This window comes from Wolbachia endosymbiont of Tribolium confusum, from assembly GCF_020405475.1.
GTDB lineage: Bacteria > Pseudomonadota > Alphaproteobacteria > Rickettsiales > Anaplasmataceae > Wolbachia.
On record NZ_JAIZNT010000002.1, the window covers coordinates 114,995 to 129,449 of the forward strand.

Sequence of the window (14,455 nt, forward strand, 5' to 3'; positions counted from 1 at the left end):
GTAAGTATTATAAAATTAAATAAAAGAAATTGAATATGACAGAATGGCTAATCTCTAACCAATTTACTGATTATAACCATGCTATAAAATTCATGGAAGCAAAAATTCAACAAATTTACAATAATTTATCTGACGAGCTAGTATGGCTGCTCCAGCACCCTCCACTTTATACTGCAGGAATCGGTGCAACAGACGATGACATTGTTGAAAAATTACTTCCGATATACAAAACAGGCAGGGGTGGTAAATATACATATCACGGACCAGGGCAGCGCATTATATACTTAATGCTAAACCTCAAAAAAAGAAACAAATGTGACATCAAGCTGTATATCAGGGACCTAAGTAATTGGATCATAAATGTTTTAAAACACTTTAATATACTTGGGGAATTTAAGGAAGATAGAATAGGCATTTGGGTGAACAACAACGGAGTAGAAGAAAAAATAGCAGCTTTTGGCATTCGCTTGAGAAAATGGGTAACTTATCATGGCATAGCACTTAATGTCTCTCCAAACCTTTCCCACTATAAGGGTATTATTCCCTGTGGAATAAAAGATTATGGCGTTACATCAATGGAAAAACTAGGAGTAAGAGTTTCTCTTTGCGAATTAGATGATATATTAAAGCAAGAGTTTCATAAGATATTTTAATGTATTTCTTTATTCTTTATTTTCTATGCCTTTTACTCACTAATCCTGCACACACAATCAATCAAGTTGATATTATTGCTCCTTCTTCGAAAGGAAAAGAATCAGATCTGCCTACTATAAGAGAATACGTAAAAACTTTGGGTTTTAATCCCCATATTTCGGAGAAAATATACAGTAATGATAACCCATTTTATTCTAACTCTGATGAGTTTAGAGCGAATGATTTGGTTAATGCGCTCACTGATGATAGCAAAATAATTTGGTGTATCAGAGGGGGAGAAGGGGCTTCTCGGCTAATTCCTTACCTAGAAAAGCTGCCCAATGATAAAAAAGAAAGAATTGCTCAAAACAAAAAAATTCTTATAGGCTATAGTGATATCACTGCTTTACATATTTATCTGCAAGTTAAATATGACTGGCAAACTCTTCACGGTACCATGTTGGAAATGATAGTAAATAACTCTGTTGCTGAAAGCTCTGTTGAAAAATTAAAAGAATTAATTCTTAACCAATGCAACTCTATCAGATTTGACAACTTAAAGATGATAAATAATGGAGTTAGACTAAAAAATGGCAGATTAGAGTCTAAAATCATCGGTGGTAATATGACTTTGGTTGAAAATAGCATAGGAACTGCTTGGCAAATAAACGCAAAAAACAAAATTCTATTTTTAGAAGACATAAGAGTTTATCCATATTCAATTGAACGCAGTTTAGATCACCTAAAACAAGCTCATATTTTTGATGGAGTACATGCAGTAATCTTTGGAGACTTTATTAACTGTTATAATGATAATCTTGTTGAAATTGTAAAAGAAAGGTTTGCAAAAAGTGTTAACTTTCCAGTATTTACAATAAAAGGAGTAGGACATGGACATACAAATGACCCTTTACCTCTTAACACTCACGCTACCATTAGCGTTCAAGACGAGAAGGAGTTTATGGATGTGCAACAGTTATACAAGTAGCTTTATCTCACACTCCTGTCATTCTAGCACCTTTTCTTGTCATACCGAGTAGTCTCTTTGGTGTCATTCCAGTGCTTGACACTGGGATCTAGACTTTCTTACCAATAAGAACTTAGCATAACTTTTGTGCTCAAAAAATTTCTGGATTCCAGCATCAAGTGCTGGAATGACACCGTTTACTATACTCCATATTGTAATGTTCGTACAATTGTGCGTCACGCACTGGAATATGAGTGTCATTCAAGTAGCTTTATCTCATACTCCTGTCATCCCAGCACCTCCGTTGTCATCCGAGTATCCCCCCTTCTTGTCATCCCAGTGCCTAGACACTGGGATCCAGAAAACTTCACTTTAAATGAGTAAACTAGATTGCCTTTATATAGATTCCAGTGTCAGCTACTTGCATGACATCTTCAACTCTGTACAGATGCGCGTAACGCGCTCTACTATATAGCAGCTTCTTGCTGTTCATTTGTTGTTAAGACGGCAGATGGTTTTTCTGCTCCATCAAATTTAGTACTAGGCTTTAACAATGCATATGTAGCACAACCAACTACCAGTGCTGCTGCTGCAATTGCAACCACTGATATAACTATAGGTACCAACTGAGCTGTAATTATTCCAGTTGTAAAAAGTGCCACTGCTATGGCAGTACCTAATAATGTAGTTACCCCACCTGCAATCATTGCTTTATTACGTGCTTTCAAAAAAGAGCCTCCTCCTGCCTCTAATATAGCTTTTATTACGTTTTTACTATTAGCATAACCTTCAGCATAAACTTCACCATACTCTTTAGCACACTACTTGGCATGCTTTTCAGCATAATCTAAAGGAGTCCATTCATCTCTATCTACTGCGTTAACATCTGCTCCTGCTGCAATTAAAGCATTTACTACACTTTCGTGACCACTAAAAACAGTTAAATGCAAAGGAGTCCTATCGAAGTAATCTTTCTCATTAACATTTGCTCCTTTTTTTAGTAAAACCTCTACTGTCTTTTCGTGACCATACTCAGCAGCTATCATTAATAACGTCAATTTTCCATAGGGGGGAATATTAAATCCATGATTTACATCAAATTCACCTTTCTCCCACTCTTGATATAGACCTTGATCCTGTTTCTTTAGTTCTTCTTGTATTTCCTCAATTATATTATCTTTATTTAAGCCTTCCTTAACCTCAATCGTACTCAGTACTTTTTTCAGTGATTCATATTCTCCTGTCATAATTCTACCTTCAATATCAAACAATATGTTTAATTATTACATGATTATGATAAAAAGTCAATTAAAACAAGCTAATAACCGGGATTGTGAATAGTAAATTAGATTCAAATAGCCTCTTTGGTGTTATTTCAGTGTTAGACCTTTTCATATCCCTACGAGCAAATTAATGTTATCCTTTTATTGCTAATCTAAAGTTTTTTATGTTCATACACTTGCGTGTTCATAGCGTTTATTCTCTGCTTGAGAGTTCGGTTAAAATTGAGGAGCTGATTGGTCTTTGTTTGCAGAACAAAATGCCGGCAGTTGCAGTTACTGACTCAGGTAACTTATTTGGCTCACTTGAATTTGCAGAATATGCAGCTAATAGGGGAATACAGCTAATAATAGGATGCAATATTATTGTTCGACACTTAGAACAAAATTTATCAATACTGCTACTTGCAAAAAATGAACAAGGGTACACTAATTTAGTCACCTTGGTGAGTGAGTCTTTTAAAAAGCGCAAGAATAACAGCGATATTCCTTACGTTGATTTTGATGAGCTATTAAATTTAAGTTCAGGCCTAATCGCCTTAACTGGTGGATATGACGGCATATTGGCTCAACTGTTATTGAAGCAAGATAAAGAAACGATAAAAAGACTGCTCTCAGCATTCGATGGTCATTTATATATTGAATTGCAGCGTCATGGGCTGAATAAAGAGCTAGAGCTTGAAGAAGCTTTAATAGATTTTGCTTATCAGCGCAATATACCACTAGTTGCAACGAATGATGTGTTTTTTTCAAATAGATCTGATTATGAAGCTTATGATATATTAACGTGCATATCGGAGGGCAGTTATGCTCTCGAGAATAACAGAAAGAAGCTAACTACCGAGCATTACTTCAAATCTGTGGCAGAAATGGAGGAACTGTTCAGCGACATTCCCGAAGCAATTCATAACACTTTAGTGATAGCTAAGCGGTGCTCTTACATGCCAAGAAGCAGGCAGCCTATCTTGCCTAAATTTCCTTGTCGAGAAAATAAAACTGAGAATGAAGAACTGAGGGAGCAGGCAGTTTCAGGGTTGAAGCTGCGTATTGCAAATGAAACGGACATAAATCTTAAGCAATACCACGATCGGCTGAATTACGAGCTAGGCGTAATAACTTCGATGAACTACGCTGGCTACTTTTTGATAGTTTCTGATTTCATTCGTTGGAGCAAAGCAAATGGCATTCCAGTTGGACCGGGAAGAGGTTCTGGTGCTGGGTCGATTGTTGCTTGGAGCTTACAAATTACAGATCTTGATCCAATAAAATTTGGTCTGATCTTTGAAAGATTTTTAAATCCTGATCGTATATCGATGCCCGATTTTGACATTGATTTCTGCCAGGAAAAGAGGGATTTAGTTATTGACTATGTTCAAAAGAAATACGGTTATGTTGCTCAAATAATCACTTTCGGAAAATTACAGGCAAGGGCTGTGCTGCGTGACGTTGGTAGAGTATTGCAGATGCCCTACGCTCAGGTGGATAAAATATCCAAAATGGTTCCATTTAATCCAGTAAATCCTGTAACTTTATCGCAAGCGATAGAGCTTGATCAAAACCTGCAGAAAGAACGAGATAGTGATGAGGTAATTGCAAAGCTTCTTGATATATCATTAAAGCTCGAAGGAATATATCGTCACGTTTCAACTCATGCTGCTGGAATTGTAATATGCGATCAAAAATTAGAAAATTTTGTTCCCGTCTATTATGATCCAAATTCGGCTCTGCCAATCACTCAATACAGCATGAAATATGTAGAGAAAGCTGGGTTAATAAAATTTGATTTTCTTGGACTTGGTACGCTAACACTAATAGATCATGTATGTCGTTTAATTAATCGTGATGAAAAAAAATTTGATATTTCCTCTGTTCCTTTGAATGATCAAAGAACCTATGAAATGCTCTCAAGAGGTGATTCAATCGGAGTGTTTCAGCTTGAAAGTTCGGGAATGAGAGAAGCTTTAATCAAACTAAAGCCAGACTGCATTGAAGATATCATCGCTTTAATTTCTCTTTATCGCCCAGGGCCTATGGATAACATTCCAACTTATGTTGCAAGAAAGCATGGACTTGAAAAGCCAGATTACATTCATCCATTGCTTGAGGAGGTGTTAAAAGAAACATTCGGAGTAATAATCTACCAAGAACAGGTAATGGAAATAGCACGTATTCTCTCTGGATATAGCTTAGCAGAGGCGGATTTACTCAGACGTGCCATGGGTAAGAAAATTAAGGAAGAGATGGATAAACAACGTGAACTTTTTGTTCAAGGAGCAACAAAAAACGGTGTTGATTACGACAGGGCAAGTTATATTTTTGATCTTGTTGCAAAATTTGCTGGTTATGGATTTAATAAATCCCACGCTGCAGCATATGCGATTATATCTTACCAAACAGCTTACCTTAAGGCTAACTACCCGCTAGAATTTTTTACGGCCTTGATGAATCTCAACATTGATGATAGAGACAAACTGAATTTGTTTTATCATGCTGCAAAATTCAGTGGAGTTGCTGTTCTTTCGCCTGATATCAGCAAATCTAAGGCTGAATTTTCAATAGAGAGTGAGCACATACGCTACGGAATTGCTGCTTTGCGTAATGTTGGTTTTGCTATAGCAGAAGGAATAGTAAATGCACCTTATAAGGACATATGGGAATTCGTTCAAAATTCAGGTCATATAATAAATAAAAGGGCACTAGAAAGCTTAATTAAATCTGGAGCATTCGATAGTGTACATCAAAATAGAAAGCAACTATATGAATCAATAGATACGCTGATTTACTTTGCAAATAAAAATAGGCAGTCAAATCAAGCTGCTTTATTTGGTAATCTTGATATTCTGAAGCCAAAACTTGAGAACGTGGAAGATTTTAATGAAGAGGAAAAATTAGAGCATGAGTTATTTTCACTGGGATTTTACTTAACTAATCATCCGCTTGAAAAATTTAGAACTCTTTTGAAAAAATTAAATATTGGTTTTATCGGAGAGAGTAAGACAACAAAAACTGCTGGTGTAATATTAAATGTGCGTATGAGAACTTCAGAGCGTGGAAGATTTGTTATCCTCACGCTTTCTGATCCCCACAATGTTTCTGAAATAGCATTCTACAATAATGAAATAATAGAAGAAAAAAGGAATCTATTTTCGCCTGGGACATTTGTGGTAATTGATCTTGAAATTTCGGAGAGTACGACGAGGCTATCAGGAAAGAATATATCTGAATTTACAGAAAAGGTCACTTCTCTAATGAGAGGATTAGTTTTAACTGCTGTATGTGCAGACTCGAAGAAAGTTGCTGAGGAGTTGAATTTAGTGTTGAAAAATGTAGGCAAAACCAAGATAATGCTGGAGCTTCTTCTTGAAAAACATAAAGTAAGCATCTTGTTGCCAGGTGCATATTTAATCACCCCCCAAGTTATTTATGAAATATCTCACTTAAGTTGGATTAAAGGCGTAGAAATTAATACAAATAACTTGCTTATATAAAAAAGTTTTATATAATAAAGTGTTTAATTGATATTAAAGGAAGATATAGTGAATCTCTATGAATTTACTTTTATAGCACAACCGAACTTATTGCAGCAAGAAGTAGAAGAAATGGTCCAAGAATTGGCTATTTTGTTGAAAAATATTAAAGCAGATGTTATTTCTCAGGAAGTTAAAGGTCTCATAGAAAGAGAACATAGCACAGTTACAAAACAAGAGCTAGAGGCAAGTACTGAAAGCATTAAAAAAAGTCTGATTGTTTACTCTGGTTTTTTGGAAACTCTGACAAAAATTTTATGGGTTGAATTGGAAGAAGATTTTTCAAATTTAAAAGAAATAAAGTCAAGAATCGATAAAGAATTGAAAAATGAACTAAGTGATACGGGAATAAAACAAAATTTTATGGACCTTCCAGGAGCTAACACTAAAAGTGCATTTATCTATAATGTAGTAAATGCTTTTAAGGAAAATATTTCACAACATCTAATAAAGCCCCTTCAAGAGGTTTTAAAAAGTTTTAAAATAGTAGACTCAAGTCAATTGAGTAAAACGCTGGAAGTGCTTTTGAAAAATATTGAAGCTTCAGGATTGATAAAATATGAATATTGGGGTCTATTGGATTTTGCATACCCAATAAATAAGATGAAAAGTGGTCATTACTGTATGATGTGTATAAGTTCTACTTCAAGCATTATGGATGAATTTGAGCGTAGGGTAAAACTGAATGAAGGTATTATTCGCCACTTTCCTGTGCGGGTTAATAAGTTTTTTAAAGATAAATCTTACATGATGAATAAACAAATTGAGGAGCAAACTGCATAATGACAAAAAGAAGAAATAGTTTCAATAATTCTTACGTATCTGTAAATAATAGGACTGGCTTTAAGCGTTCTAAAGTCTGTCCTCTTGCTGCGTCTAAAGATGAAGACATAGATTATAAGAATATAGATTTACTATCCAAATTTACCTCTGACTATGGTAGAATATTACCTAGAAGATTAACAGGTGTGTGTGCAAAAAAACAAAGGAAGTTACGCTTAGCGATTATTAGAGCACGCTTTTTAGCTCTTGTTCCTTACTGTACTAAAAAGATTAGGTAGTTTATGTTAATAATTTTAAAGGAAAATATAAGAACTTTAGGTAAGCTTGGTGAAGTTGTCAAAGTTAAACCAGGTTATGCACGTAATTTTCTTTTTCCACAAAAAAAGGCGATGAAAGCTACTAAGGAAAATTTAATAAAGTTAGAGGGACAGCGTTTATTATTGGAAGAAGAAAATATCAAAAAATTAAATGCAGCAAAAGTGTTTGCATCGTCATTGCATGACAAATTTATAATATTAATAAAGCAGGCTTCAGAGGATGGAAAGATTTTTGGCTCTGTAACCACACGTGAAATTGCAAAAGTTTTATTACAAGAAGGATATGAGATAAGTCATCATAGTTTATCTTTTGGTGGAATAAGTATCAAAAATTTGGGCGAGTATCAAGTGAATATAGAATTACATAGTAAAGTGATAGTGCCAATTACTATATACGTTGTCAGATCTGAGAAAGATGCACATGAATTAAGGCAAGTAAAGTTGCAAAATCAGAAATCTGAGCAACAAGAGGCAGAGCAAGATACGAATAAAGAAGCTACTGATGGTGATGATAGCTGATCAAAGATGATCCCTTGTTATAGTCGTAAAGAAATGTCTTCCATGTCTAAGCTGGTGTCATCCCAGTGCTCTCCTCATGTCATCCCAGTGCGTGACACTGAGATCCAGTTTATTTCATCATGGACATTATTTTATGCTTCTAGAGTCCGTTGTCCATTGAATAATTTGCAAATACTTTTATCTGGATTCCAGTGTCACGCACTGGAATGACACCATTATTAGAATAAATCAAAAATGATTCCCCGCTATAGCCGCAAAGAAATGTCTTCCATTTGGGAAGAAAAAAATAAGTTAAATATATGGCTCAAAATAGAAAAATTAGCATGTGAAGCTCAAGCAAAATTAAAAGTCATTCCAAATGATGTTGCTGAAAAGCTCTCTGGTTCTATTGAATTTGATATTGAGCGTATTAACGAAATTGAATCCATTGTAAAACATGATGTTATAGCTTTTTTGACATATATTGCTGAAAAAGCGGGAGTTGATGTTCGTTATCTTCATTATGGAATGACAAGTTCTGATGTTTTGGATACATGCTTTGCGGTGCAGTTGAAAGAGTCATGTGATATTTTACTCGAGAATCTAAAAAATTTACTTATAGTATTGAAAAAAAAAGCTGAGGACTATAAAGATATTGTTTGTGTTGGGCGCAGTCATGGAATGCATGCAGAACCAATAACTCTTGGATTAAAATTTGCTAGATTTTATGCTGAATTTAAACGCAATTATCAGAGATTAATTAGCGCGCAAAAAGAGATCTCAATTTGTAAAATATCAGGTGCAGTAGGTAATTTTGCAAATATTAATCCATTTGTTGAAGAGTATGTAGCGAAAGAAATGGGACTCATACCTGAAACCATATCGTCTCAAGTCATCCCTCGTGATAGACATGCCATGTTCTTTTCAATTTTGGGAGTAATTGCAAGCTCAATAGAAAATATTGCAATTGAGATTCGTCATTTGCAAAGAACTGAAGTCGGCGAAATCTCTGAATATTTTTCCACTGGGCAGAAGGGAAGTTCTGCTATGCCGCATAAGTGTAATCCTATTTTAAGTGAGAATTTGACTGGGCTCTCACGCTTAATACGCAGCTATGTGTTTCCTGCGTTAGAAAATGTTGCATTATGGCACGAACGAGATATATCGCATTCATCTGTAGAAAGATGCATTGCTCCTGATGCTTGTATAACAATGGATTTTGCTTTAGTGCGATTAACAGATTTGATAGGTAAATTGGCGATCAATAAGGAAAACATTGAAAAGAACTTAAACTCTTCAAAGGGTTTAATTTTCTCACAACGTGTATTGCTTGAGTTGGTGAGTAGTGGCTTAACTAGGGAAGAGGCATATAAAATTGTTCAGAATAATGCAATGAAAGTAAAGCAAGGTAACAGTGATTTTCTGTTCGAATTGAAACAAGATAAATCCTTGCATGGAATTATTGACTCTGAAAAACTTGAGTCTTTGTTTGATTTGAAGTATTATATGAAACATATAGATTACATATATAGCAAGGTTTTTAATTAGGCTGAGTAGCTCAGTGGTAGAGCAGGAGGATCATAATCTCTTGGTCGGGGGTTCAAATCCCTCCTCAGCCACTCAAGCTAAACTATGGTTCGGCAAGAGCAGCGCACTTGGCAAAACAGTATGTCAGCTCATTCAAATTCAGTTGTGCTAGGTAATGATGAGTATGAAGTTATAAAAACTTGACCTTTGGTCTCTTTCAGATGACAGAATTTCACTACAAAACCTAACTTTTTGTATCTGTTCAGAAGTGCGGTTAATGTGCAAATATTGAAGTAAAAGTGGTATTATTCAAAGTTTTTTTCTTCTCCATCTAATGCTTAACCTTGGATATTTTTATATAATACAATGGTGTCATCCCAGTGCTTGACACTGGGATCCAGCTTTTACACGATCTCGTCAAAGATGTTTTTTTAGCATTACTTTTATGCTCATCAACTCAGCTGACAATTTTTATCTTCACCCCTACTATCCACTGAGTCTATGCTCTTTTTTTCCTGGATCTCAGTGTCAAGCACTGGGATGACACCATTTGTTACTGTGTTTTTGTCTATCTTATTTTGCTACTCTGCTGAACAGATACACTTAACTTTCTTCTATGCAATTAGCCAGGTCAAGAAAGGTAAACCTATCCCTTGTTGCAAACGCAAGATTGACTACCTTGCAGTATTGCTCTTTGTTCCAATTAAGATGCTCCGGTAAGTATGGAATTGATAGATCTTCAAATACTTTCTGCAGGTGTTTTGCAGATAGTAAATTTTGCTTAATTAAACTAGAAATATTACTCCATTCTTTGCGAATAATCTCTTGGATTTTTTGCTGCATCATTTGCTTCTGCTTTAGAATTTTTATAAATTCGGTATTACCAAAGCACTGAGTTATATGTTTTACATCTAAAGTGATCGGTTTGGTAATTGGGTTTTGTATTGACAATATCTCCTCTTGCAAGTTAGCCATGGTAATCGTTGTCACAGCAATTTTTTCCCCATGTAACGAGGAGGAATAGTCTTTTGTTACCATCTCCATTGCATGAGCTATCATATGTTCTCCTTGGCTTGCAGAGTAACTGCCTTTTGACATCACCATTCCAAGTCCTGAAATCAATAAGGCTTCCATAAGTAATAAAACTACTCTTTTATCTTTTTTAGCAAGTGCCAAGTGTTCTCTGAGCAAAATTTCCTCCAGATCGCGAACAAGTTTAAAGGGGAGTTCATTATATTCTGTGCCAAGTAATAGATGAGATAATAGCCAATCGGCTTGTACTGTTGAACGGCAGATGAAATCTGCAAATCCACTTAATGTGAGGCGTGGTGGTGCGTTGGCAATTATATCGGTATCAATGTATATTGCCTTTGGAAGATGTGCTCCGAACGATTTTTTATATCCATCAACTAATATTGAAGCGTTTGCAGAGCTATATCCATTCATGGAAGCAGCTGTTGGAAAGGATATGTAGTCTTTGCCTTCTAAATAGCTTGCATACTTACAGATATCATTAACAGTACCACTGCCAAATGCGACTATTAGATCGCTACCTTTTGCTTTACTTCTAACTAGGTTTACAGTTTTGAGAGAAGCAGCTCCGTCTGGTGTCATTCCAGTACTTGATACTGGAATCCAGGAAAAAGATGTATAGATCCCAGCATCACACTCTGGAATGACAGGTGTGGCTGGAATAATTAAATGAGAAACTTTATTAAGTATGTTTTTGTTTAAAAGTTTTGCTGTATTTTCATCTGCAATCAGAAAAATGTCATTTCCGTATTGTCTACATATTTCATAGATATTATCAGCAACTTCCCTAATAAGAACTTGTTCTGTGTGCTGTAATATTTGTTTTAAATATCGCATAGAATGTTTACAATACGGTAATGTTAGTATTTCAAGATTGATATGAAGATTGACCCTGTAGAACTAACTAAGAAATTAATTTCTTTTAAAAGTATAACACCAAAAGACGATGGGGCAATAGAGCATATAGCAGCCATTCTCAAGAAAAGTGGTTTTGAATGTGAGATTTTAGAGTTTGGTGATAAAGTTAAAAATCTTTATGCGAAATACATAAATGGAGTACCAAATTTGTGTTTTGCTGGACATGTTGATGTTGTACCACCAGGTGAGTTAAAAGATTGGATATCTGATCCATTTAAGCCAGAAGTGAGAGAGGGAATGTTATATGGAAGTGGTGCAGCTGATATGAAAGGCGGAGTAGCTGCATTTATTGCTGCTATCGTAGATTCAGTTGCAGGTAAGTTTCGATTCAGCGGTTCAATCAGTGCATTGATTACCAGCGCTGAAGAAAGCACGGAAGAACATGGAACAAAGGCCGTTTTGGAATGGATGAAAAGCAAGCAAAAAAAGATAGATTTTTGTATAGTTGGAGAACCAACGAGTAGTGAGAAATTAGGCGATACCATAAAAATAGGTAGAAGAGGTTCTGTAACATTTGAATTAATTTGCTATGGAAAACAAGGGCACGTTGCCTACCCAGATCTAGCAGATAATCCAATATATAAAATGATATCGATATTAAGTAGAATAAAAGATACCACTTTTGATACTGGTAATAAATACTTTCAGCCTTCACATTGCGAAATTACTACTATCGACGTTGGAAATAATACTAATAATCTAATACCTAGTTCAATAGCAGCAGGTTTTAATGTTCGATATAACAATACACAAACACCAGACGTTTTATATAAGATGATTGATGCAATATGCACCAATGTGACTAACGATTATAAACTTTCTATGCAAAGCAGCAGGAACGTTTTTCTCTCTACTCCTGATAGAAATACTGATATTATGCTTGATGCAATAAATAAAATGACCGGTATTGATGCTGTGCTGAGTACAAATGGTGGCACATCTGATGCTGCGTTTATTAAGGATATTTGTCCAGTAATTGAATTTGGTATGATCAACAAAACCGCACATCAGGTAAATGAATGCGTATCAATAGACGATATACATAAATTAACAGCTATATATAAGGAGTTTATAAAAAATTATTTTTACCCCACTAATAAAATATTAAACCAGATCAATGTAATTGGTAATACGCCTGATGGTCCATTATTGGCTTGAGGTCTATAGAAAAGAAAACCTACTTGACACATTTTGCCAGCCCTTTATGATGACATTAGGGGTATTTTTCACTCAAAACTTGTCTTTGATCTGTGCGAGCTCAATAACAAAAATTCAGTAGAAAGCTTATTGGCGAAAATTATCTGTTCAGCAGAGTGACAAAATAAGATAGATAAAAAGGATATAAGAACAAATAGTGTCATGCAACACTGGCTTTTGTACACAAAACGTTGTAAAGCGCTTTTGTCAACCTGGATCCCAGCTCGGATAACAAGAAAAGAAGCACTGGTTTCACATAGATCTGAACAGATATAATTTCTTAAACATTTATAGCTCACATAAAACCCGGTCTGACTGTCATAAAGGCTACTCATTGCAGCAGACAACGTTCGCACTACTTTAAATCCTAATTTTCAACTTAAAGAGGTACATCATGTCAAATAACTTCAATTTTAAAGAATTTTTTCACCATTACGAAAGAAATAGTACTTTAGATGATATACAACGGTACTGTATGCTGTGGCAATCAGTGATAGGACAAGCAATGATTGATGCAGCAAGTAACTGTAAAAAAACAGAAAGCTTGGTAGAGAAACGTAAAGCAATTTCCTGGCTATCAGACTTTAGTCAAGATTTTGTTGAAACATGTATACTGGCTGACTGTGATCCGTTATACATAAAAAATAAAATACAGCCAATTTTAAAAAAGATAAAGCCCTTTTAATGAGGTTTACCCCTCTCACCAAGAAAAATATCATTTAATCTTTTTTCTATAGCTTCATCTATATCTTGGATTAATAGCTGCTTTATCATATTCACTTTCCATTCTACATCTTGAAGATTACTGTTACCGTAATTGTTCTTATTACTATAACCATAACTACTGCCATTTGGTTTATTATTCATTTTTCTTCTTGTGCTGAGTATCTGAACTATCTTCTCCTTGAAAAAAGACTTCCAGCCTGTGCCAGAAAATAATTTGTAGAGAAAATGCGGAGTAAGAAACGCTACTAATATTCTAATAGAAACTCCATAACCCAAATCATCTCTATTTTCATAATACCATTTTAAATATTGATACAAATGGTAAAATGCGTTTTTGAAAGAGCTAAATTCTACAGTATACCAAAAGCCATTGGTGAGAAACATGAGCATAATGCTCGATGTATAAAGATACAGAGTGAAAAGAAATAGCTTGACAACTATATCTTTCAAGCTGCCCAGTATATAATTAAATAACCTTAATTTATAAAAAAGTGATATCATTTCACGCACACTTTAATAAAGCTGGGGTGGAAGGATTCGAACCTTCGCGTGGCGGTATCAAAAACCGCTGCCTTACCACTTGGCTACACCCCAATATTGTTTATATCAATAACATTATTAACCCAATTAGTAAAAGATTTATTCGCTTTTCCTATGGGTATTACCACAACAGCTGGTTGATCATAAGAATGCATTGCCTCGATTTTTTCTACAATCTTATCAGCCTGATCATTCCTACTCTTCATAATTGTCACCACTTCACAATTACTATTAATTTTACCTTCCCATAGATACAGAGAATTTACCTCAGGAAATATATTTACACACACAATTAACTTCTCGTTTAACAATTCTTCAGAAATAGCCTTAGCCTCTTTCAAGTTTGAAAAAGTTATATAGACTAAAACTAAATTGCTCATTAATCGCTACATAAATGCATTTTTACTATACTCTACTTAGATTTATTCATCAAGAGAAAATAGGAAAGACCTCTTCAGTGCTTGACACACAGAAATTGAAGATGTCATTTAGTAGCTCTCCCCTTATCAT

The 14,455-nt window shown here is 34.9% G+C and carries 15 protein-coding genes and 2 tRNA genes; 10 read left to right on the forward strand and 7 right to left on the reverse strand.

Translation table 11 applies throughout. From position 1 onward, the window contains the following. Nucleotides 1–35: 35 nt before the first annotated feature. Together lipB and LEM02_RS02260 are read left to right on the forward strand one after the other, a co-directional pair. Nucleotides 36–653 (forward strand): lipoyl(octanoyl) transferase LipB, encoded by a 618-nt coding sequence (gene lipB / locus LEM02_RS02255; RefSeq protein WP_226079552.1) that lies wholly within the window; start codon nt 36–38, stop codon nt 651–653. Beyond that, on the forward strand, nt 653–1,621 hold the full coding sequence (locus LEM02_RS02260; RefSeq protein ID WP_226079553.1) for an LD-carboxypeptidase: 969 nt from the start codon (nt 653–655) through the stop codon (nt 1,619–1,621). Before lipB ends, LEM02_RS02260 begins: the two co-directional genes overlap by 1 nt. Nucleotides 1,622–1,684: 63 nt before the next feature. Here LEM02_RS02260 and LEM02_RS02265 read toward each other — a convergent pair whose 3' ends face one another. The 3 genes from LEM02_RS02265 to LEM02_RS02275 form a co-directional block, all read right to left on the reverse strand. Continuing rightward, on the reverse strand, nt 1,685–1,861 hold the full coding sequence (locus tag LEM02_RS02265; RefSeq protein ID WP_226079554.1) for a hypothetical protein: 177 nt from the start codon (nt 1,859–1,861) through the stop codon (nt 1,685–1,687). 206 nt (nt 1,862–2,067) lie between these two features. Next, entirely contained in the window at nt 2,068–2,328 is a 261-nt protein-coding gene (locus LEM02_RS02270) for a hypothetical protein (protein WP_226079555.1), read from the reverse strand. A gap of 93 nt (nt 2,329–2,421) precedes the next feature. After that, the gene (locus LEM02_RS02275; protein ID WP_226079556.1) at nt 2,422–2,847 is read right to left on the reverse strand and encodes an ankyrin repeat domain-containing protein; all 426 of its coding nucleotides are present in this window, start codon (nt 2,845–2,847) and stop codon (nt 2,422–2,424) included. 200 nt (nt 2,848–3,047) lie between these two features. Here LEM02_RS02275 and dnaE point away from each other — a divergent pair, with 200 nt between their 5' ends. From dnaE to LEM02_RS02305, 6 genes are all read left to right on the forward strand, one after another. Beyond that, on the forward strand, nt 3,048–6,368 hold the full coding sequence (dnaE, locus tag LEM02_RS02280; protein WP_226079557.1) for a DNA polymerase III subunit alpha: 3,321 nt from the start codon (nt 3,048–3,050) through the stop codon (nt 6,366–6,368). Between the two features lie 48 nt (nt 6,369–6,416). Then, nucleotides 6,417–7,190: a 30S ribosomal protein S6 gene (gene rpsF, locus LEM02_RS02285; protein WP_369409594.1), complete on the forward strand. Its 774-nt coding sequence runs from the start codon at nt 6,417–6,419 to the stop codon at nt 7,188–7,190. Next, the gene (gene rpsR, locus LEM02_RS02290; protein ID WP_226079559.1) at nt 7,190–7,468 is read left to right on the forward strand and encodes a 30S ribosomal protein S18; all 279 of its coding nucleotides are present in this window, start codon (nt 7,190–7,192) and stop codon (nt 7,466–7,468) included. The genes rpsF and rpsR overlap by 1 nt, the downstream gene beginning before the upstream one ends. 3 nt (nt 7,469–7,471) lie before the next feature. Beyond that, nucleotides 7,472–8,026, forward strand: coding sequence for a 50S ribosomal protein L9 (rplI, locus tag LEM02_RS02295; protein ID WP_226079560.1), 555 nt, complete (start codon nt 7,472–7,474; stop codon nt 8,024–8,026). Nucleotides 8,027–8,260: 234 nt separating this feature from the next. Continuing rightward, on the forward strand, nt 8,261–9,553 hold the full coding sequence (gene purB / locus LEM02_RS02300) for an adenylosuccinate lyase (protein WP_226079561.1): 1,293 nt from the start codon (nt 8,261–8,263) through the stop codon (nt 9,551–9,553). Further along, a tRNA-Met gene (locus tag LEM02_RS02305) sits at nt 9,553–9,624 on the forward strand. The genes purB and LEM02_RS02305 overlap by 1 nt, the downstream gene beginning before the upstream one ends. A gap of 511 nt (nt 9,625–10,135) precedes the next feature. Here the strand turns inward: LEM02_RS02305 and LEM02_RS02310 are convergent. Further along, on the reverse strand, nt 10,136–11,401 hold the full coding sequence (locus LEM02_RS02310) for an iron-containing alcohol dehydrogenase (RefSeq protein WP_226079562.1): 1,266 nt from the start codon (nt 11,399–11,401) through the stop codon (nt 10,136–10,138). 42 nt (nt 11,402–11,443) lie between these two features. Between LEM02_RS02310 and dapE the strand changes: the two genes are divergently transcribed. Continuing rightward, a complete protein-coding gene (gene dapE / locus LEM02_RS02315; RefSeq protein ID WP_226079563.1) occupies nt 11,444–12,640 on the forward strand; it encodes a succinyl-diaminopimelate desuccinylase in 1,197 nt (398 codons plus the stop codon). Nucleotides 12,641–13,073: 433 nt separating this feature from the next. Then, nucleotides 13,074–13,364, forward strand: coding sequence for a hypothetical protein (locus LEM02_RS02320; RefSeq protein WP_226079564.1), 291 nt, complete (start codon nt 13,074–13,076; stop codon nt 13,362–13,364). Here the strand turns inward: LEM02_RS02320 and LEM02_RS02325 are convergent. The 3 genes from LEM02_RS02325 to cutA form a co-directional block, all read right to left on the reverse strand. Then, a complete protein-coding gene (locus LEM02_RS02325; RefSeq protein ID WP_226079565.1) occupies nt 13,361–13,789 on the reverse strand; it encodes a hypothetical protein in 429 nt (142 codons plus the stop codon). The genes LEM02_RS02320 and LEM02_RS02325 overlap by 4 nt on opposite strands. A gap of 138 nt (nt 13,790–13,927) precedes the next feature. After that, nucleotides 13,928–13,999, reverse strand: a tRNA-Gln gene (locus LEM02_RS02330). After that, on the reverse strand, nt 13,990–14,325 hold the full coding sequence (gene cutA, locus LEM02_RS02335) for a divalent-cation tolerance protein CutA (protein ID WP_226079566.1): 336 nt from the start codon (nt 14,323–14,325) through the stop codon (nt 13,990–13,992). Before cutA ends, LEM02_RS02330 begins: the two co-directional genes overlap by 10 nt. Between the last annotated feature and the right edge of the window lie 130 nt (nt 14,326–14,455).